Annotated in this window: 16 protein-coding genes; 12 read left to right on the top strand and 4 right to left on the bottom strand. The window is 60.2% G+C overall.

Annotation, left to right across the window (positions count from 1 at the left end):
- The first annotated feature begins 4 nt into the window (after positions 1-4).
- From IF654_RS20605 to IF654_RS20550, 12 genes are all read left to right on the top strand, one after another.
- Positions 5-865 (top strand): NAD(P)H-hydrate dehydratase, encoded by an 861-nt coding sequence (locus tag IF654_RS20605; protein ID WP_194862108.1) that lies wholly within the window; start codon positions 5-7, stop codon positions 863-865.
- Positions 853-1,326, top strand: coding sequence for a tRNA (adenosine(37)-N6)-threonylcarbamoyltransferase complex ATPase subunit type 1 TsaE (tsaE, locus tag IF654_RS20600; RefSeq protein ID WP_047273120.1), 474 nt, complete (start codon positions 853-855; stop codon positions 1,324-1,326). The genes IF654_RS20605 and tsaE overlap by 13 nt, the downstream gene beginning before the upstream one ends.
- Positions 1,326-2,750, top strand: coding sequence for an N-acetylmuramoyl-L-alanine amidase (locus IF654_RS20595; RefSeq protein WP_197432272.1), 1,425 nt, complete (start codon positions 1,326-1,328; stop codon positions 2,748-2,750). Before tsaE ends, IF654_RS20595 begins: the two co-directional genes overlap by 1 nt.
- Positions 2,747-4,660: a DNA mismatch repair endonuclease MutL gene (mutL, locus tag IF654_RS20590; protein WP_047273121.1), complete on the top strand. Its 1,914-nt coding sequence runs from the start codon at positions 2,747-2,749 to the stop codon at positions 4,658-4,660. The genes IF654_RS20595 and mutL overlap by 4 nt, the downstream gene beginning before the upstream one ends.
- Positions 4,660-5,640 carry a tRNA (adenosine(37)-N6)-dimethylallyltransferase MiaA gene (gene miaA, locus IF654_RS20585; protein WP_047275089.1) on the top strand — a complete coding sequence of 327 codons (981 nt, stop codon included), beginning with the start codon at positions 4,660-4,662 and terminating at the stop codon, positions 5,638-5,640. Before mutL ends, miaA begins: the two co-directional genes overlap by 1 nt.
- Before the next feature lie 89 nt (positions 5,641-5,729).
- A complete protein-coding gene (hfq, locus tag IF654_RS20580; protein WP_047273123.1) occupies positions 5,730-5,990 on the top strand; it encodes an RNA chaperone Hfq in 261 nt (86 codons plus the stop codon).
- Positions 5,991-6,002: 12 nt separating this feature from the next.
- The gene (gene hflX, locus IF654_RS20575; protein ID WP_047273124.1) at positions 6,003-7,304 is read left to right on the top strand and encodes a ribosome rescue GTPase HflX; all 1,302 of its coding nucleotides are present in this window, start codon (positions 6,003-6,005) and stop codon (positions 7,302-7,304) included.
- A gap of 96 nt (positions 7,305-7,400) precedes the next feature.
- A complete protein-coding gene (gene hflK, locus IF654_RS20570; RefSeq protein ID WP_047279946.1) occupies positions 7,401-8,585 on the top strand; it encodes an FtsH protease activity modulator HflK in 1,185 nt (394 codons plus the stop codon).
- The gene (hflC, locus tag IF654_RS20565) at positions 8,585-9,463 is read left to right on the top strand and encodes a protease modulator HflC (RefSeq protein ID WP_047273126.1); all 879 of its coding nucleotides are present in this window, start codon (positions 8,585-8,587) and stop codon (positions 9,461-9,463) included. Before hflK ends, hflC begins: the two co-directional genes overlap by 1 nt.
- Before the next feature lie 323 nt (positions 9,464-9,786).
- Positions 9,787-10,974, top strand: coding sequence for an ATP phosphoribosyltransferase regulatory subunit (locus tag IF654_RS20560; protein WP_047273127.1), 1,188 nt, complete (start codon positions 9,787-9,789; stop codon positions 10,972-10,974).
- Between the two features lie 54 nt (positions 10,975-11,028).
- Positions 11,029-12,318, top strand: a complete 1,290-nt coding sequence (locus IF654_RS20555) for an adenylosuccinate synthase (RefSeq protein ID WP_047282001.1) — start codon at positions 11,029-11,031, stop codon at positions 12,316-12,318.
- A 139-nt stretch (positions 12,319-12,457) separates the two neighbouring features.
- Positions 12,458-14,392 (top strand): methyl-accepting chemotaxis protein, encoded by a 1,935-nt coding sequence (locus IF654_RS20550; protein ID WP_047273129.1) that lies wholly within the window; start codon positions 12,458-12,460, stop codon positions 14,390-14,392.
- A gap of 51 nt (positions 14,393-14,443) precedes the next feature.
- Here IF654_RS20550 and IF654_RS20545 read toward each other — a convergent pair whose 3' ends face one another.
- From IF654_RS20545 to IF654_RS20530, 4 genes are all read right to left on the bottom strand, one after another.
- Entirely contained in the window at positions 14,444-15,997 is a 1,554-nt protein-coding gene (locus IF654_RS20545) for an ABC transporter permease (protein WP_047273130.1), read from the bottom strand.
- Positions 15,997-17,022 carry an iron ABC transporter substrate-binding protein gene (locus IF654_RS20540; protein WP_047273131.1) on the bottom strand — a complete coding sequence of 342 codons (1,026 nt, stop codon included), beginning with the start codon at positions 17,020-17,022 and terminating at the stop codon, positions 15,997-15,999. Before IF654_RS20540 ends, IF654_RS20545 begins: the two co-directional genes overlap by 1 nt.
- Positions 17,023-17,144: 122 nt before the next feature.
- Complete coding sequence (locus IF654_RS20535) at positions 17,145-18,257, bottom strand: cytochrome-c peroxidase (RefSeq protein ID WP_230683737.1); 1,113 nt, start codon at positions 18,255-18,257, stop codon at positions 17,145-17,147.
- A complete protein-coding gene (locus tag IF654_RS20530; RefSeq protein WP_371913985.1) occupies positions 18,254-21,031 on the bottom strand; it encodes a secretin and TonB N-terminal domain-containing protein in 2,778 nt (925 codons plus the stop codon). Before IF654_RS20530 ends, IF654_RS20535 begins: the two co-directional genes overlap by 4 nt.
- Between the last annotated feature and the right edge of the window lie 116 nt (positions 21,032-21,147).

The raw sequence follows: 21,147 nt of genomic DNA, 5'->3' as shown, positions 1-21,147 counted from the left end.
ACGTATGCCGCAGACCAAACACCTGTTATCTGAACCCGACCTCCTGCGTGCAGCCACGCTGCCACGCCTGCCTGCCCGCGCGCCAGATGCCCATAAAGGCCAGTTCGGGCACGTGCTGCTTATCGGTGGTGACCGAGGTTTTGGCGGCTCGATTACCTTGAGCGCTCAGGCGGCTTTGCGCTGCGGCGCCGGGCTGGTGTCGCTGGCCACACGCCCTGAGCATGTGCCCGCGGCGTTGACCCGCTTGCCTGAAGTGATGACCTCAGGTGTGTCGTCGGCCAATCAGGTGATGGGCCTTTTGGCACAAGCCTCGGTGTTGGTGGTCGGCCCCGGTTTGGGGCAGGCGGCATGGGGCCGTAGCTTGTTGTCCGCAGCGGCGCAGGCAAAAATCCCGCAGGTGTGGGATGCCGATGCGTTGAATCTGTTGTCCAACGCTGACCTAGCCTTGGCTCCGGGCACGGTGATGACGCCGCATCCTGGTGAGGCGGCGCGGTTGCTGGGCATCAGCACTGAACAGGTGCAGGCCGATCGTCCGGCGGCGGCGCGGGCGTTGGTTAAAAAATACTCAGCTGTGTGCGTGCTTAAAGGCGCAGGCAGCCTGATTGCCGGGCTGGAGGGCCAATTGGCGCGCTGCGATCTCGGTCACCCTGCTATGGCCTGCGCCGGGTTGGGTGATGTGCTGGCAGGGGTGATTGGCGCCTTCCTGGCACAAGGCATGGCAGCGTTTGATGCTGCGTGTCTGGCGGTGTGGCTGCATGCCAGCGCCGGAGAGCAACAAGGAACTTTGGGCCGAGGGCTGGCGGCCACTGATTTGATTCCAGCCATTCGTCAGTTGTTGGAGGAACACGCACCGTGCACGAATTAACACTGCAACTGGACGATGAAGCGGCCATGACCGCGTTTGGCGCAAAGTTGGCGGGCATCACGCAAGGCCATGGTCTGATCTTCCTTGAAGGCGACCTTGGAATGGGCAAGACCACCCTGTCACGCGGCCTGATCCGCGGGCTCGGGCATGTGGGCGCGGTTAAAAGTCCGACCTTTACGTTGGTTGAGCCCTACGAGATTGACGACATCCGCGCCTTCCATTTCGACCTTTACCGTTTGGTTGACCCTGAAGAGCTGGAATTTCTGGGCATCCGCGACTATTTCGAAGATGACGCACTGTGTTTGATCGAGTGGCCCGAAAAGGGTGCAGGCTTTTTGCCAAAGCCCGACCTGACCATTACCATTACCCCGCATAACACCGGGCGTTTGCTGAAGCTGACGCCCCAAGGTTCGCGTGGCGAGTCTTGGTGTGCCGCCTTGGCACCGGAAAACAATCAATGATGGGGTTTGGTATGCGCTTTCGCGCGTTAGTGAGTGTCGTTGGAGTGTTGCTCAGTGTCATGGCCGTCAATGCCTTGGCCGCGACTCAGGTAAAAAGCGTGCGGCTGTGGCGTGCCCCGGACAACACCCGTTTGGTGTTTGACCTGACAGGCCCGGTGCAACACAGCGTATTTACCCTCACATCGCCTGACCGTTTGGTGATCGACATCAACGGCGCCACTCTGGCCGGTGCATTGAATGTGCCGACGGCCAACACGCCGATTACCAGTTTGCGTTCGGCGCAACGCACACCCACCGACCTGCGCGTGGTGATTGACCTGAAAAAGGCCGTCACCCCCAAGAGTTTCGTGCTGGCGCCTAACGCCCAGTACGGCAACCGTCTGGTGGTTGACCTGTATGACCAGGGCGTGGACCTGGCGCCAAGTCTGCCTGCCACTAACGTGGCGAAGGTGCCTGTGGTGCCGGTGACCCCTGCGCAGCCTGATGTCACATTGCCCCCGATCCCGAGTGGCAAGCGCAGTGTTGTGGTGGTCATTGACGCAGGCCACGGCGGTGAAGACCCGGGCGCTTCCGGCTCCCGCGGTCAACGCGAGAAAGACGTGGTGCTGGCCATTGCCAAAGAGTTGCAGCGTCAGGTCAACGGCATGAAAGGCTTCCGCGCCGAACTGACCCGCACGGGCGATTACTTCATCCCTCTGCGTGGCCGTACTGAAATTGCCCGTAAAAAGGGCGCCGATCTGTTTGTCTCGATTCACGCTGACGCCGCGCCTTCCAAGGCTGCGTTTGGCGCTTCGGTGTTTGCGTTGTCTGAACGCGGCGCCACCTCTGAAACCGCACGCTGGCTGGCCGACAGTGAAAACCGTTCTGACTTGATCGGCGGTGCCGGTAACGTCAGCCTGGACGACAAAGACCGCATGCTCGCCGGTGTGCTGCTCGACCTGTCGATGACGGCGTCGTTGACCTCCAGCTTGAACGTGGGCCAGAAAGTCCTGACCAACATTGGCCGCGTGACCCCGTTGCACAAGCAACGCGTGGAACAGGCCGGGTTTATGGTGCTTAAATCGCCGGACATCCCGTCGATCCTCGTGGAAACCGGCTTCATCTCCAATGCCAACGAAGCCTCGAAGCTGGCGTCGGCGAATCACCAGCAAGCACTGGCGCGCTCGATCAGCAGCGGTGTTCGCCAGTTCTTCCAGCAAAACCCGCCGCCGGGCACGTACATCGCCTGGTTGCGAGACACGGGCAAAATCGCCCAAAGCGCTCGCGAGCACCGTGTGTTGCCGGGCGAAACGCTGGCCATGATCGCGGTGCGCTATCAGGTTGGCGTGGCCACGTTGCGCTCCAGCAACAGCCTGAAAAGCGATGAACTCAAAGTGGGCCAGACCCTGAGTATTCCGGCTGCTGAACTGGTGTCCAAGCAATGAGTGACGTTGAGCTCACGAGCAGTGCGCGGATTGAACTGCTCAGCCCGCGCCTGGCCAACCAGATTGCTGCGGGCGAGGTGGTTGAGCGTCCCGCGTCGGTGATCAAAGAGCTGCTGGAAAACAGCCTGGACTCCGGCGCCAAGCGCATTGATGTGGACGTTGAGCAAGCCGGTATCAAGTTGTTGCGTGTGCGCGACGACGGCAGCGGTATCTCAAGCGACGATTTGCCTCTGGCACTGGCGCGGCACGCCACCAGCAAAATTCGTGACCTTGAAGACCTTGAGCGGGTGATGAGCCTCGGTTTTCGCGGTGAGGCGCTGGCGTCCATCAGTTCCGTCGCGCGGTTGACCCTGACCTCGCGCACCCGTGGTGCCGATCAGGCGTGGCAAGTCGAAACCGAAGGCCGCGACATGGCGCCTCGGGTTCAGCCGGCGGCCCATCCCGTGGGCACGTCGGTTGAAGTGCGCGACCTGTTCTTCAACACCCCTGCGCGCCGCAAGTTTCTCAAGACTGAAAAAACCGAATTCGATCACCTGCAAGAAGTCATCAAGCGTCTGGCGTTGGCGCGCTTCGACGTGGCCTTCAATTTGCGCCACAACGGCAAGTCGATCCTCAACCTGCACGAGGCGCGTGACGACGTAGCGCGTGCCCGGCGCGTGGCCGCGGTGTGCGGTTCGGCGTTCCTGGAGCAGGCGCTGCCGATTGAAGTCGAGCGCAACGGCTTGCATTTATGGGGTTGGGTGGGCTTGCCGACATTCTCGCGCAGCCAGGCCGACTTGCAGTATTTCTACGTGAATGGCCGGGCCGTGCGCGACAAGCTGGTCGCGCATGCGGTGCGTCAGGCGTACCGCGACGTCCTGTTTAACGGGCGTCACCCGACGTTTGTGCTGTTTTTCGAGGTCGATCCTTCGGTGGTCGACGTGAACGTTCACCCGACCAAACACGAAGTGCGTTTTCGCGACGGGCGCATGGTGCATGACTTTTTGTACGGCACCTTGCACCGTGCGCTGGGTGATGTGCGCCCCGAGGACCAACTGGCAGCTCCGGCACCCGTGCCGGGGGCTGAGCGCCCGACCGGTCTGGACGCGGGGGAGTTTGGTCCGCAAGGTGAAATGCGCCTGGCCGCCCATGTGCTGGAACAGCCGCAGTCCGCGCCCACCCCGCACGTTGCCGGATCAGGCGCCGGAGCGGGGTATCAGTACCAGTACCGCCCACAGCCTGCCACGCCCTCGGTGCCCGCCGAAGAAGCACGCAATGCCTACCGCGAATTTTTCGCGCCGCTACCCGAAGCCAATGCCTCGCCACTGCCTGAAGGGCAGGGCGACATCCCGCCGCTGGGCTTTGCGCTGGCGCAGCTCAAGGGCATTTATATCCTTGCCGAAAACGCGCTGGGCCTGGTGTTGGTGGACATGCACGCCGCGCATGAACGGATCATGTACGAGCGGCTGAAAATCGCCATGGCCAGCGAAGGTTTGAGCGGGCAGCCGTTGCTGGTGCCCGAGTCGATCGCCGTCAGTCAGCGCGAAGCCGATTGCGCTGAAGAACACGCCGAATGGTTCCAGCGCCTGGGCTTTGAATTGCAGCGTCTGGGCCCGGAAACATTGGCCATCCGCCAGATTCCGGCCCTGCTCAAGCAAGCAGAAGCTCAGCGTCTGGTGCATGACGTGCTGGCCGACTTGATGGAATACGGCACCAGTGACCGGATTCAGGCGCACCTCAACGAACTGCTCGGCACCATGGCGTGCCACGGTGCGATCCGGGCCAATCGCCGCTTGGCGATCCCGGAAATGAACGGCTTGTTGCGTGACATGGAAAACACCGAGCGCAGTGGTCAGTGCAATCATGGTCGTCCCACCTGGACCCAAATGGGCCTGGACGACTTGGACAAACTCTTTTTGCGCGGTCGCTGATGACAGGTTCCAACGCATTACCCCCCGCCATTTTTCTGATGGGGCCGACGGCAGCCGGCAAGACCGACCTCGCCATTGAGCTGAGCAAAGTGCTGCCCTGCGAGCTGATCAGTGTTGACTCGGCGCTGGTGTATCGCGGCATGGACATTGGCACTGCCAAGCCTTCGCACGACATATTGGCCAAACATCCGCACCAATTGATCGACATTCTCGATCCCGCCGAGAGCTATTCAGCGGCTGACTTTCGTGCGGATGCGTTAAAGGCCATGGCCGAGATCACCGCGCGCGGCAATATTCCGCTGTTGGTGGGAGGCACCATGCTCTATTACAAGGCATTGATTGACGGGCTGGCAGACATGCCGGCCGCTGATCCCGAGGTGCGTGCGCAGCTCGAAGAAGAGGCGCAGCGCCTGGGCTGGCAGGCTTTGCACGATCAGTTGGCGGCGATCGATCCCGAGTCCGCGGCGCGCATTCACCCCAACGATCCCCAGCGTTTGACGCGTGCGCTTGAGGTCTATCGCGTCAGCGGTCTGAGCATGACTGCGCATCGCCAGAAACAATCTGAGCAATCTACTAAAGCAGCGGCTTCAGGCGCTAGCCAATTGCCCTATACTGTCGCGCATCTGGCCATCGCTCCGGCGCAACGTCAGGTACTGCATGAACGAATTGCACAAAGATTCGGGCAAATGCTGGAACAGGGGTTCATAGATGAGGTCCTAGCCCTGCGTAATAGAAGTGACCTGCATGCGGGGTTGCCGTCTATACGTGCAGTGGGCTATCGACAAGTCTGGGACTACCTCGACGGCAAGCTGTCGCAGGCCGAGATGAAGGAGCGCGGCATCATTGCCACGCGCCAGTTGGCCAAGCGGCAGTTCACCTGGTTGCGCGGCTGGGATGACCTGCATTGGCTTGATAGCCTGGCCTGCGACAATCTGCCACGAGCCTTGAAATACCTGGGATCGGTCTCCATATTGAGCTGAGTCTCCGGAAATGCCGTCTATCCTATGGGTGTGGCGTCATCGACCCTCTAAATTTTGTTTCTTTTTTTATCCTTACAGGAGTGCGGCATATGTCAAAAGGGCATTCGCTACAAGACCCTTACTTGAATACTTTGCGTAAAGAGAAGGTTGGCGTTTCCATCTACTTGGTCAACGGGATCAAGCTGCAGGGGACCATCGAGTCTTTCGACCAGTTCGTGATTCTGCTGAAAAACACCGTCAGCCAAATGGTTTACAAACACGCTATCTCGACAGTCGTTCCTGTGCGTCCAATTCGTCTGCCAAGCGCAGCAGAATCGGAACAAGCAGACGCTGAGCCAGGTAACGCCTGATAGGAGTCTGCTTTGTTCTTTGAGCGCCACGGTGGTGGTGAGCGAGCAATCCTCGTTCACTTGGAAGGTCAGGACCCTGAGGCGCGCGAAGATCCGCAGGAGTTCCAGGAGTTAGCTGTGTCGGCCGGCGCCGAGACCGTCGCGTTTTTTAACGTGCCGCGTCATCGGCCATCGGCCAAGTACCTGATTGGCAGTGGCAAGGTCGAGGAACTACGCGACCTGGTCAAGGCCGAGAAGGTCGACATTGTGATTTTCAATCACGTCCTCACGCCCAGTCAGGAGCGTAACCTCGAACGAGTTTTCGAGTGTCGCGTGCTTGACCGTACCGGGCTGATTCTCGATATCTTCGCTCAACGTGCCCGTACCCATGAAGGCAAGCTGCAGGTCGAACTGGCCCAGCTTGATCACATGAGCACGCGTCTTGTGCGCGGCTGGACTCACCTTGAACGTCAGGGTGGCGGTATCGGTTTGCGCGGGCCGGGTGAAACCCAGCTTGAAACCGACCGGCGTCTGCTGCGCGTGCGTATCAGCCAGATCAAGGCCCGTCTGAAAAAAGTCCGCAGTCAACGCGAGCAGTCCCGTAGAGGGCGCCAACGCGCCGATATTCCTACAGTGTCGCTGGTGGGCTATACCAACGCAGGCAAGTCCACGCTGTTCAATGCGGTGACCGGTTCTGATGTGTTCGCTGCCGATCAGTTGTTCGCCACGCTCGATCCGACCCTGCGTCGTCTGGATCTGGACGACCTGGGGCCAATCGTACTGGCTGACACCGTGGGCTTCATTCGTCATCTTCCGCACAAGCTAGTTGAAGCTTTCCGGTCTACGCTCGAAGAGTCGAGCAATTCGGATTTGTTACTGCATGTGATTGATGCGCACGAACCGGAGCGCATGGCGCAGATCGAGCAGGTGATGGTGGTGCTGAACGAGATTGGCGCCCAGGACTTGCCGATCCTTGAGGTCTACAACAAAATCGATTTGCTTGAAGCGGTCGAGCCGCAGATCCAGCGGGATGCCGATGGCAAGCCGCAGCGGGTCTGGTTGTCGGCCCGCGACGGCGAGGGGCTGGAGTTGCTGCAACAGGCCATTGCCGAGTTGTTGGGCAACGAATTGTTCGTGGGTACCTTGCGCTTGCCGCAGCGTTTTGCTCGACTGCGTGCCCAATTCTTTGAATTGGGCGCGGTGCAAAAAGAAGAACACGACGATGAAGGCGTGTGCCTGCTGGATGTACGCCTGCCGCGAGCCGAGCTTAATCGCCTGGTCAGCCGCGAAGGGATGGAGCCAGCGGTGTTCATCGAAGAACACACTTTGCAATAAAAGCCTCGCAAAGCGGTCGTGCCGCTGTGATAGGCATTCTGTAGCATTGGTCGGCGCGCCGTGGGCGCGTCTTTGCTTTATCAGATGGAGAGCGCTATGGCTTGGAATGAGCCGGGTGGCAACTCGAACAATCAGGATCCTTGGGGTAGCAAACGCCCTAAAAATGGCGACCGCAAGGGACCACCAGATCTCGACGAGGCCTTCCGAAAGCTGCAGGAAAGCCTGAATGGGTTGTTCGGTGGTGGGAAAAAACGTACAGGCGGTAGCGAGGGCGGTTCAAACGGCGGCAAAAGCGCCGGTTTTGGCGTGCTCGGTATCGTGCTGGTCGTCATGGCAGCCGTCTGGCTGTACAGCGCTGTTTACGTGGTCGATGAACAGGAGCAAGCCGTGGTGCTGCGACTGGGCAAGTACTACGACACAGTGGGGCCGGGCCTGAATATCTATTTCCCGCCGTTCGATAAAAAGTACATGGAAAACGTCACGCGTGAGCGTGCGTACACCAAGCAGGGCCAGATGCTGACTGAAGACGAAAACATCGTCGAAGTGCCGCTGACCGTGCAGTACAAGATCAGCAACCTGCGCGACTTCGTGCTGAATGTCGATCAACCGGAAGTCAGTCTGCAACAGGCGACCGACAGCGCCCTGCGTCACGTCGTGGGTTCGACCTCGATGGACAAAGTGCTGACCGAAGGCCGTGAGCAGATGGCGATAGAGATCAAGGAACGCTTGCAGCGCTTCCTCGATACCTACAAAACCGGTATCACCGTGACTCAGGTCAACGTGCAAAACGCCGCCGCACCGCGTGAAGTGCAAGAAGCCTTTGATGACGTGATCCGTGCCCGTGAAGACGAGCAACGTGCCCGTAACCAGGCCGAAAGCTACGCCAACGGTGTGGTGCCGGAAGCACGTGGTCAGGCCCAGCGCATCATTGAAGATGCCAACGGCTACCGTGACGAAGTGGTTTCGCGCGCCAAGGGTGAGGCTGATCGCTTTACCAAGCTGGTTGCCGAGTACCGCAAGGCACCGGAAGTCACGCGTGACCGTCTGTACCTGGACACCATGCAGGACGTCTTCAGCAATACCAGCAAGGTACTCGTGACCGGCAACAAGAACGGCCAGAGCAACCTGCTTTATCTGCCGCTGGACAAAATGATTGAAGGCCGTAATGGCAAGAGCACGCCGGCAACCGGTTCTGCCGCCGCCGCGAGCACCAATAACGATGCTGCTTCACATGTCAGCACCGATCTGCCGCAACAGCCGCGTACCAGGGAGAGCCGCTGATGAGCAATAAATCGCTGATCGCCCTTATTGTCGGCGTAGTCGTGGCAGTGGTGGCCTGGAACAGCTTCTACATCGTCTCGCAAACCGAACGCGCGGTTCTGCTGCGCTTCGGCCGTGTGGTTCAGGCGGATGTCCAGCCAGGCCTGCACGTGAAGATTCCTTACGTTAACCAGGTGCGCAAGTTCGACGCCCGCCTGATGACGCTGGATGCGCCGACTCAGCGTTTTCTGACGCTGGAAAAGAAAGCTGTAATGGTTGATGCCTTCGCCAAGTGGCGCGTGAAAGATGCCGAGCGCTTCTACACCGCCACCTCCGGCATGAAGCAGATTGCTGACGAGCGCTTGTCGCGCCGTCTGGAATCCGGCCTGCGTGACCAGTTCGGCAAGCGCACCCTGCACGAAGTGGTGTCGGGTGAGCGGGATGCCTTGATGGCTGACATCACGGCCTCGCTGAACAAAATGGCTGAAAAAGAGCTGGGCATCGAAGTGGTCGACGTTCGCGTCAAGGCCATCGACCTGCCAAAAGAAGTCAACCGTAGCGTGTTCGAGCGCATGAGCACCGAGCGTGAGCGTGAAGCGCGCGAGCACCGGGCCAAGGGTAACGAGCTGGCGGAGGGCATTCGTGCCGACGCCGACCGTCAACGTCGTGTTCTGCTGGCTGAGGCGTATCGTCAGTCTGAAGAATTGCGCGGTGATGGTGATGCCCAGGCTGCCGCGATTTACTCCAAGGCTTACGGCCAGGATCAAGAGTTCTACAAGTTCTATCGCAGCCTGCGCGCTTACCGCGAAAGCTTTGCGAACAAGAGCGACGTACTGGTCCTGGACCCGAGCAGCGACTTCTTCCGTTACCTGGAAAAGTCCAAGCCGCAGCAACAATAAGGCGTCATGCCGTCCGATTGTGGTCTCTGACGTAACAATCGGGCGCATGCTTTCACTCCGCCTGGCGGGCAAATGGCCTGGCGGGGTGATCCTTTAAGAAAACGTGTGTATGATGCGGCAGCCGGGAAATTCCCGGCTTTTTTGCGTCTGCATGTTTGATTGACCGATCGGCTGGTACAGCGTCGGCAGATTTTTCGAGGAATGTGCTGTGTGAGCCTTTCGTTTAAGGCTTTTTTGCTGTGCGCGTTCAAGACGCAGCCACGTTCTGCTTTACTCAAGGCTCGCCTGCTGGCTGGCCGCCCGGATCATAGGGGAATGGCGTAATGGCAACGGTAGACCGCTGGCTCCTGCCAGATGGCATCGAAGAAGTACTTCCACCTGAAGCAGCCCGCATTGAAGTGGCGCGCCGTCAGGTGTTGGATCTGTTCCAGAGCTGGGGCTATGAGTTCGTCGTCACCCCGCATATCGAATACCTGGAGTCCCTGCTGACCGGGGCTGGCCAGGATCTCGACCTGCGGACCTTCAAGGTTATTGACCCGCAGACGGGTCGCCAGATGGGTTTTCGTGCCGACATCACGCCGCAAGTGGCGCGTATCGACGCGCATACCTTGCGCCGTGCCGGTCCTAGCCGTTTGTGCTACGCCGGCAGCGTGCTGCATGCTCAGCCGCGTGCCCTGTCATCCTCGCGCAGCCCGATTCAGCTGGGTGCCGAGTTGTATGGCGATGCGAGCCCGAGCAGCGACGTTGAAGTCATCAGCCTGATGCTGGCAATGCTGCAACTGGCTGACGTCCCGGATGTCCACATGGACCTGGGGCATGTCGGTATTTACCGTGGTTTGGCCCGTGCGGCCCGACTGTCGGTTGAAGTGGAACAACAATTGTTCGACGCCCTGCAACGCAAGGCGATCGACGAAGTAACGGCCTTGACCGAAGGCTTGCCGGCCGATCTGGCGGACATGCTGCGGGCATTGGTTGATTTGTGTGGCGGTCGCGAGGTGTTGGCTGCTGCGCGTGAGCGACTGGCCAGGGCACCGGCGCAGGTCATGGCGGCTCTGGATGATTTGCTGGCGATTGCCGAGCGGTTGTCGGTGCGTTTCCCGCAGTTGCCGTTGTATTTCGACCTGGGTGAGTTGCGTGGGTATCACTACCACACCGGTGTGGTGTTTGCGGTTTTTGTACCGGGCGTTGGGGACTCCATCGCTCAGGGCGGTCGGTATGACGACATCGGTGCCGACTTCGGTCGTGCCCGTCCGGCAACCGGCTTCTCGACCGATTTGAAAACCCTGGTCACCCTGGGGCGTGCTGAAGTCGAGTTACCGTCTGGCGGTATCTGGATGCCAGACAGCACGGATGCGGCACTCTGGCAGCACGTTTGCCAGCTTCGCAGCCAAGGCCAGCGCGTGGTTCAGGCATTGCCTGGGCAGGCGCTGACCGCCGCCCGCGAGGCCGATTGTGACCGCCAATTGATTCTGCAGAACGGCGCGTGGCAAGTCATGCCGCTCGCTTCTTGAGTTTTCCTGCCGGCGGCTGCCGGCACCAAGTTTGCGCGAATGAGGACAAGTGTTATGGGTAAGAATGTCGTAGTCCTGGGCACCCAATGGGGTGATGAGGGCAAAGGCAAGATCGTTGATCTGCTGACCGAACATGCTGCCGCTGTAGTGCGTTACCAGGGCGGCCACAACGCGGGCCACACGCTGGTTATCGACGGCGAAAAAACCGTATTGCACCTGATTCCGTCGGGCGTGTTGCGCGAAGGCGTGCAATGCCTGATCGGCAACGGCGTCGTGGTTGCTCCCGATGCCCTGCTGCGTGAAATCATCAAGCTGGAAGAGAAAGGCGTACCGGTGCGTGAGCGCCTGCGTATCAGCCCGTCCTGCCCGCTGATCCTGTCCTTCCACGTGGCGCTGGACCAGGCCCGTGAAAAGGCCCGTGGCGAGCTGAAGATCGGTACAACCGGTCGCGGCATCGGCCCGGCTTACGAAGACAAGGTCGCACGTCGTGGCCTGCGTGTCGGCGACCTGCTGAACATGCCGCGCTTTGAAGCCAAGCTGCGTGAGTTGGTGGAATACCACAACTTCATGCTGGTGGGTTTCTACAAAGAACCGGCCATCGACTTCGACAAGACCCTGGCCGAGTGCAAGGAATACGCCGAGCTGCTCAAGCCGCTGATGCTGGACGTGACAGCCGAGCTGCACGACCTGCGTCGCGCTGGCAAAGACATCATGTTCGAAGGCGCGCAAGGTTCGTTGCTCGACATCGACCACGGCACCTACCCGTACGTGACCAGCTCCAACACCACGGCCGGTGGCGTTGCGACCGGTTCGGGCGTAGGCCCGATGTTCCTGGACTACATCCTGGGCATCACCAAGGCGTACACCACCCGCGTGGGTTCGGGCCCGTTCCCGACTGAGCTGTTCGACGACGTCGGCGCTCACCTGGCCAAGCAAGGTCACGAGTTCGGCGCCACCACTGGCCGTGCCCGTCGTTGCGGCTGGTTCGACGCCGTTATCCTGCGCCGCGCTATCGACGTGAACAGCATCTCGGGCATCTGCCTGACCAAGCTGGACGTACTGGACGGTCTGGAAACCATCAACATCTGCATAGGCTACAAAGACGCAGACGGCAACGAGATCGCACCGACCGACGCTGACAGCTACGTGGGCCTGCAGCCTGTGTACGAAGAAGTGCCGGGCTGGACTGAATCGACCGTGGGCGCCAAAACCCTGGAAGAACTGCCAGCCAACGCACGTGCTTACATCAAGCGCGTAGAAGCACTGATCGGCGCGCCGATCGACATCATTTCGACTGGCCCGGACCGCAACGAAACCATCGTTCTGCGTCACCCGTTCGCTTAAGTCGCATGCTGTCAACCAAAGGGCCCTTCGGGGCCCTTTGTTGTTTTTGCCGCGTAGGCCATTCACGGCACGACCCTTGCTGTAGAGAACCTTATCAAAGGTGCCATCAATGTAATGGCACGTCGTAGAGGGGTTCGTCATGTCAGCCATTCTTTCTCTGTTACAAAGCCGACTGTTGCGGCCCGTGTTCGTTACCCTTGGTATCGCTCTTTTGGTGCAAGTGCTGGTCGCGGTTGCACTGACACGGAGCACGGTCACGGCGCTGGAGTCGGACCTGGATGCGCGTTTGGGGGCCGACAGCCAAAAACTATCAGTGGAGCTGGAGCAAGCCGGACGTGAAGTCAAAGGCAGTCTGGAAGGACTGTCTGCGAGTACGCGCCAACGCCTGACGGCAGGTTTGTCCCCGCGCTTGAAAGAAGAACAGGCGCAGGTGCGTACAACGCTTGAAAAAAGCCTGATGGATTCCGCGAACGACATGGCGCAACTGCTTGCCGCCGTAGCGCCGCGTGCCATGTGGGACAGCGACGTCCCCACGCTGTCTGAATTCGCCCGTCGCGCTCAGCGCAACCCCAACGTGCTGTTTGTGGTGTACGACGACGCCACCGGCCAGCACCTCACGCGTTACCTCAACCGTGAAAACCCGATCAACAAGGCACTGCTGGAAAAGGGCCAGGGCGACCGCGCGCTGGATAAAGTGCTGGATGCGGCCCGGCATGATCCGGCGGTGTATTACATCGAAGCCCCGATCAGCCCCAATGGCGTGGAGATCGGCAAAGTCCTCATGGGGGTTTCCACCGCGACGATTGAGCAGGACGTGGCGGCGCTCGATCAGCGGTTTAACGGGTTGATTGCCAGCAGTGAGCAGTTGGTCAGCGACAGCCTGCAAGGGGCAGCGGCCGACAGTGCGGGCGCGTTGCGTTCGCGACTGGAATCGGCCCAGGCCGCCGCGGCCCAAATGCAAGCCAATACCGCCAGCACCGTGCGCGATGCGGCGGACACCCTGCGCTGGCGCATCGGGCTGGGGCTGGCGATTGTCGGGTTTGCTGTCTTGCTGCTGGTGGCCGTGGTGCTGGGGCGGCGGGTGGTCAACAAACTCCTGTTGTTGATCGCAGCGCTGGATGACCTGGCCGCCGGGGAAGGGGACCTGACCAAGCGCGTGGGCCTGAACAGCAAAGATGAAATCGGTGACATGGCGGGCGCGGTCAACCGGTTTGTCGACAAGTTACAGCCCATCGTGCGTGAAGCTGGCGATGTGGCGCAGCGCACGGGTGTCGAAATCGGTGCCATGACCCTGCGCAATGCCGGTGCAGACGCCGCCGCGCAACTGCAGCGGGACGAGGTGGCACAAAGTCTGGATGCCTTGTCGACCATGGCCGATGCCGCGCAAACGGAAAGCCATGCGATGCAGGCGGCGCTCCAGCAGGTGATGGACATTCGCCAGGCCACGGATGAAAACACCCGGACCTCGGCGCAGGTCGGCGGTTTGATCGAAGCCTTGGCGGTGCAAGTGGGGGCGGGCGCCAAAGTCATCGAGCGACTGGCCCAGCAAAGCGAGCAGATCGAAGTGGTGCTTACCGTGATTCACGGTATCGCTGAGCAAACCAACCTGCTGGCCCTCAATGCCGCCATTGAAGCGGCGCGAGCCGGAGAAACCGGGCGCGGGTTTGCGGTCGTGGCCGATGAAGTCCGGGCACTGGCGAGCAAGACACAAAGTTCGACCGGCGACATTCAGGCGCACATTGTGGCCTTGCAGCAAGGCGCGAAAGAAGCGGTCGCCGCTATCGGACTGGCTGGGCGGCAAGCCGATGAAGGGCTGGCGGTGTTGCGCGGGAGCGTGCAATTGCAGAAAACCGTGCAGGCGTCGGTCGAAAAAGTGCATGCCGCCATTGGCGACGCGACCAGGGCCGCAGCCCATCAGGCACAGGGCGCGCATGCGGTGCGCGGACGGGTAGAGGTGATCCATGCGCAGACCGAGCGTGCGGCGCAGGCGGTAAATGAAACCACCGCCAGCGGAAGGGTGCTGGATGGGTTGGCCGCGCAGCTGAAAGCGAGCCTTGGGCAGTTCCGGGCGTGAAATCAAACCACCCTCTCCCCAGTGGGAGAGGGTGGCGTGATGGCGTGCTGTTCAGCGGCTCAAATACATCCGTGTGGTCAGCAAATACACGGGCAGCCCCGACACCAGGATCAGCAGCGCCGCATACGGTGCTGCGGCGGCAAACTCAATGTTTGAGGTGTGCGACCACACTTGCGTGGCCAGCGTGTTCAGCCCGGTCGGGCTCAGCAGCAGGGTCGCGGTCAGCTCTTTCATGGCATCGAGGAACACCAGCGCAAACGCCGCACCCAGCGCCGGGAAGATAATCGGCAATGTCACGCGGCAAAATGCCGAGAACGATGAGGCTCCCAACGTGCGCGCCGCTTCTTCAAGTTGCGGCGCGGCTTTGTTCAGTGCCGTGCGGATCGGGGCTTGTGCCAGCGGCAAAAACAACAAAGCGTATGCGATCAGCAGCAAGGTCGAGGTTTGGTACAGCGCCGGCACGTAATGCAGCGCGAAGTACACCAAGGCCAAGGCAATCACCAGCCCCGGCAAGGCGTGCAGCAGATACGGCAAGCGCTCGGCCCAAATCGCCAACTGACCTTTATAACGCACCACCAGCAACCCCACCGGCACCGCCAGCAGCAGGCACAGCGCTGCACCGCCCAATGCCAGAGACAGCGACGAGAGCAACGCTTCACCGATTTCAGCCATTGGGAACGCCGCCGAGCTGCCTTTAACCAGCCAGTACACCAGCATGCCCAACGGAATGCCGCTGCCAATGATCGCCAGCGCCAGGCAATACGCTTGCCCCGCCAGCGCCAATTTGCCCAGACGCACTTGTCCGGCGTGACGCGCAGCGCCCTGGCCGATGCGTACATGACGCCCCTTGCCACGCACTTTGAGTTCCAGCCACAACAACGTCAGGCACATCACCAGCAACACGGCTGACAGCATCGCCGCATTGGCGTTACTGAATTCCAGTTCGAATTGCTGATAAATCGCGGTGGTGAAGGTTTGCAGGCCGATGATCGACAGCGCGCCGAATTCCACCAGCATGTGCAGGGCAATCAGCAGCGAACCGGCCAGCAACGATGGCCACAGCAGCGGCAGGGTAATCCTGAAAAACACCCCCCAACGATTCTGGCCCAAGGTTCGGGCCGACTCTTCAAGGGCCGGGTCGAGGTTGCGCAATGTGGCCGCAACCGGCAGGAAAATAAGCGGGTATTTGGACAGGCTCATCACCAGAATGGCGCCGCCCAACCCTTCAAAACTGGAACTGAGCGACACCCAGGTGAAACTGCTGACAAACGCCGGGACCGCGAACGGCAGGCACAAAATCACCCCCCATAGGCGGCGTCCCGGCAGGTTGCTGCGTTCGAGCAACCACGCCAGTGACAGCCCGACCAGCGCGCAGGTCACGGTCACGCCCACCATCAGCAGTAACGTGTTGCGCATCAGGCCGAACACATAAGGCCGCCACAACATATGCGCCGCTTGCGCCCACCCGGCCTGCCAGGCTTTGGTGCCGACATACAGCAACGGCAACAGGCTCAACCCGACCAGCAACAGGACGGGCAGCAGCAGCCAGATGGAAGGCCTTTTACGTTTCAGGGTGAAGCGCGCAGGTTGGGCGGCCGCAAGCATCAGAGCAGGCCAACGTCGCGTTCGAGGTCCAGCGCTTCTTCGGCGTTGCCCAGGTCGGCTGGGGTCACTTTGGGCGGTTGCAGTTCATCGAACGGCTTGAGCCCGCGCTCCGAGACCATGCCTTTGCGCATCGGGTATTCGGCGGTGGTGTTGGTAATTACCCGCTGGCCTTCTTCGCTGGCCATGTAGGCCAGCAATTGCTGGGCTTCTTTCGGATGCTTGCTGGCTTTGAGCACGCCTGCGCTGGAGACCGTAATCAAGCCGCCCGCATCACCGTCGGTGAAGTAATGCAGCTTGGAATCCAGTTGGCCTTTTTCGCGCTGCAAGGCAAACCAGTAGTAGTTGTTGACCAACACTGCCGCCACTTCGCCGTTCTCGACCGCTTTGAGCGCCACCATGTTGTTGGTGTAGGTCTTGCCGAACGCGCGCAGGCCCGTCAGCCACTCTTCCGCGGCTTCACGGCCATGCAGCTTGATGATCGCCACGGCTTGTTCCTGAAACGCGCCGCTGGTGGGTACAAAACCGATCTTGCCTTGCCACTCGGGGTCAGCGAAGTCCATCACCGACGCTGGCAGGTCTTTTTCATCGATCTTTTTCGGGTTGAACGCGACCACGCGGGTACGTGCAGTCACGCCGATCCAGGTGCCATTGGCGGCCACGTATTCCTTGGGCAGGGCTTGCAGCGTGGCGTCATCAGCCTTGGCCAGAAAACCCTGTTCGCCCAGGTTGTTCAGGGGCGGGGATTCCTCCGCGTAGAACACGTCGGCGGGCGATCGATCACCTTCTTCCATGATCTGGCTGGCCAATTGATTGCTGCTGCCTTTGCGCACATTCACGTGAATGCCGGTCTTGGCTTCGAACGCGGCGGCGAGGTTGTCACCGACTTCCTTGTGCTGACCGTTATAGAGCGTCAGGGAAACTTTGTCGGCGGCGTAGGCGGTAGGTGCGGTGAGTGTGAGACCAAGAGCGGCGATCGACAGGCCGCGCAGTAGGAATGTCGCAAGCTGGGTATTTCGGAGCATCATTCGCTGGGTTCCTCGCTTGGGTACTACAAAACTTGTAACAATAATAAACGATATTGTTTCTCAAGTGCGCTTGACCCAGCGTCCAATTGCGCAAACGCGACCAACTGTGATGCCGCTTGCCTTCATAGCGTGTCGAGAAAGCTGCGTAAGGCCCGTAATTCATCCTTGTCCATGTTCAGCACTTTCAGGCGTTCGCTGGTGGTGGGGAACAGCGGATCGTTGGCTTGCTGCGCGTTGGGGCGTGGGCGCGGCATGCCCATGTTGTAGAACGCCAGCGTGCCTTCCATATTCACGAACAGGCCGTTGTGCATCCACGGCGCGGTTTTGCTGACCAGCCGCAGAGACGGTGTGCGGAAGGCGCCCACGTCCTCGGGCTTGCCGGTTACTTGGTAGCGCCCCAGGTCTTCGTATTTGCGCCCGTAATAGCTGAGCCCCACGTTGTGGAACTGTTCGTCACTCAAGGCGGGGCCGAAGTGACAGTTCATGCAGCGCGCTTTGGTGCGGAACAGATGCAGGCCGTAAAGCTGCTCTTCGCTCATGCGCTGCGGGCGCCCGCGCAGTAATTGTTCGAACGCGGTCGTGCGGGTGGCCGTCACCAGCGTGCGCTGAAACGTTGCCAAAGCCTGTGCGGTTTTTTCTTGCGTGATCGGCCCTGGACCAAACACTTCGGCAAACTGCGTACCGTAGGACGTGTCTGAATTGAGCCGTTGTAGCAGTTGCGGAATATCGAAGGCCATTTCCACCGGGTCAATGATCGGGTGCATGGCCTGCTGTTCAAGGCTGCCGCCGCGGCCATCCCAGAACAGCGCAGCACTGTAACCGCTCATCACCAGGCTGGGGGCATTGCGGCGGCCGCTTTGGCGGTCATGGCCAAAAGACACGCGTCGACCATCGGCAAACGCCAGGTCGGCTTCATGGCAAGACGCGCAGGCAATCTGCCCTGAACGCGACAGCTTGGGGTCGTTGAACAGTTTTTTGCCGAGCGCCGCTTTGGCATCGCTGAACGGGTTGTCGGGCGGCGCGGGGGCGTGCGCAGGAAGCGCGGCCATCTCTTGCCATTGCACGTCGGCGTCCACAGTGGGCGCAGGCCACTGCGCAACGGGCTGGCGATACAGGTTGGCGATGCAGGTTTTGTAGTCGGCGGCAGTTGCGACGCAGGGCTGAGCCGCGTTCGCGGTGCAGGCGAGCGCGCCCAGCCAGAGCCCAAGCATGCTGCGATGAATGAGTGCTTTCAAAATGTGTAACCCACTTCGACCATAAATTGGCGACCCACTTCAAAGGTTGTCAGGCCCGTGGTGTCGGTGGCGCTGACGATTTGTTTGTCCAGCAGGTTGGTGACATCCAGGTTGACGAACACCGATTGGTCCTTGGCGGTGGGCATTTCCCAGGCCAGGCGGGTGTCCCAGGTCAGTGCCCCGGAAAACGGCGTCTCTTCCCAGACGCGCACGGCAGCGCCCTGAAACTCTGTGGTTTTACCCGTGGCCGCGATCCGGCGGTAGCCGTCGCGGTAACGCAGGAAGTTGCTCCACGTCAGGTGCAGCGGTTCAACTTCGGTGACGGTGGTCAGGCGTGCCGTCCAGGGGCGGTTGTAATTGCTCGCGGGCATGTCCGAATACTTCATGAACTTGCCGTCGTACTGGATCGTCGGGTCTTCCACATAAATGGCGCCAATGTTGGCGCTGTAGTTGGACAGGCCGGTGTTTTGCACCGTGCTCCAGTCCATGGCGAATTGCCCCGTGGTGCGGGTGCTGCCCACTATGAAGGGGCGCAGCGGGGTGATGGTCAGGGTGTAAATGTCGGCTTCGCTTTGGCCGCCGTTGTAATAGGTGTAGTAATTGGCCGCCAGGGTGGTGGGGTCGTCGGTGGGCGCTCCGATCTGTGAGCCCCAGGCGCGGCTGACTTGTTCGCGCCCTTTGCGGTTGACGTATTTGACAGCGAACTCGGTGTCCCACTGCACATGGCTCAGGCCGAGGGTGAGTTCGTCGTCATAGGGCACTTTGAGCTGGTTGAACTTGCTGTCGTTTGGGGTGCGCTTGCTCATTACCCAATCGGCGGACGGGTTGGGGCGTGTGTATTCGGTGTTCATGGCGGCCACCCCGTCGCGCAGTTTGTAGGCGTACAGGTTGCGTCCGTAATACCGGTTGGCGCCAGCGGTGAGGCGGGTCTGGCCGTTGCCGAACACATCCAGTTCCACGGCAAATCGCGGCGCCAGGGTGACTTGTTTCATGTAGTCGTCGCCGTCGATGCGCACGCCGGGTCGTACCGTCAGGCGTTTGTAGCGCATTTCGTCCTGGATATAGAGCGCCCATGAGCGGGTGTCGAAGGACGTTTTACCTTGGGTCACGGTTTTTTTGTTGGCGTATTGGCCTTCCCAGCCATTGACGGTCATGCCCATCGAGCACAACGGGTCATTGGCCGGGCAGGACGTGGCCTTGGCCACTGAATAACTGGTGTAGGGCGTGGCACGTTCGTACATCACCGTGTTTTGCGTCAGCTCCAGACCGGTTTGCACGGCATGATCGACACCCAGCCAGTTGACGCTGTTCCAGTCCGCCTTGAGTTTGTAGGCCAGGGTTTTCTGTGCCTCGTCGATATCCCCGAAACCACCTTCCGTGGCGGTGAGGGCATTGGTCCAGTCTTTGGTTGTGGAGGTGCGCCAGAACACCATGTAATCGCTGTCCGAGGTCCGGGAAGTGTTCATCTGGCTCCAACTGAGGTTTTGCTCAACCCGGGCCAGCGGGGCGTTCCAGACCATGCGCGCGCTGAGGCTGTCACCACCGGCCTTCATCATGCGGCCGGAATAAATAGCGTTCGGGCCGAAGGTTTCAGCGGTTTCAGGCGCATGGGTCACGCTCATGTCCAGCTTCCAGTCCTCGTTGATTTGCCAGGCGGCCTTGAGGAAATAGTTGTCGATGCGTCGGGTCTGAACCTCGTCGGCATTGGCTGTTTGCGTCTGGTTGGAGACTGAAAACACGCGGGTCGGGATGGTGGAGTCCTTGCGCGAGAAGCTGCCGAGCAAGCCGAAGTTGTCGGTCAAGTGCCCTTCGAGCGTGGCGCGGGTGATGATTTTTTTGAATTTCGGCTGGGAGCTGTTACCGAACCCGGCTTCGTAATTCTCCAGATCCGGGTCGTCTTCATTGAGGTGATAACGGGTCCATTCAGAGCGCGTCATTTGTACCGACAGCTTGCCGTGCAGGTCCATGCTCGGGTCGCGGGTGTCGGCCTGGACCACGCCGCCGTTGAAGCCGCCGTATTCGACGGGCACGTTGCTGTCGTAGACCTTGATGTCATTGAGCAGGTCGGTGTCGAGGGCCAGACCCTGACTGCGACCCGGTATTTCGTCCATGTCATCGTTAGTGTTGCCAGGGTCGAGGTCGTTGTTCATGTTCATGCCGTCGACGATGAACAGGTTTTGCCAGGGCTGTGCGCCGTTGATGCTGATGTTGGCCGGGGCGATCTCGCCGGGGGATTTGCTGTTGAGCTGATTGTTATCGAACTGCACGTTAGGGTTGGTGCGCAGCAGGCTGGTGATGTCGCCATTACCGGACGGCAGGCTGTCGATCATTTGCCGGTCGATCACTTGCTCGCCTTGGTACACCGCGTCCATGGCGGTAATGGGTGTGCTTTTGATCATCAGCACGTCGTGTTCGGCAGGCGGCAGAATCGACACGCTGTCGGCGGAGGTGGCTTCCCATTGCAGGCCGCTGCCACTGAGCAGGCGGGCGAGGGCTTTCTCGGGGCTCATGTTGCCGTTCACGGCCGCGCTGTCGTGGGTGGCCAGCAGTGTGCTTTCCGCGCTGACTTGCCAGCCGGACTGGTGTGAGAACGCAATCAGGGCAGTGGCCAACGACTGGGGCGGAATCTGGAAGCGCAGTTGTTGCTGGCTCATTTGAGCCTTCGCCTCAGGGAGCGCGGCGCAGTTCAGTGAGGGCAGAAGCAGGCACGCAGCAAAGCAAAACGACCTGGAGCGAGGCAGGCTGACGCAACAACGCAAACGCGGAGAAGGCATGAGATGACCTACGAAATGAAACGCCATAGTCACTAATGCGAATCTTTATCAGTGACGTTCGTAGGTAAAGACGCCCGGCGAAACAGGATTTCCAGAAATAAATGAAAATAAATTTG

This window comes from Pseudomonas lundensis, from assembly GCF_015377145.2.
Taxonomy (GTDB): Bacteria; Pseudomonadota; Gammaproteobacteria; order Pseudomonadales; family Pseudomonadaceae; genus Aquipseudomonas; species Aquipseudomonas lundensis.
Note: the sequence above shows the minus strand (reverse complement) of the source record. Positions and strands in the feature narration are given on the sequence as shown.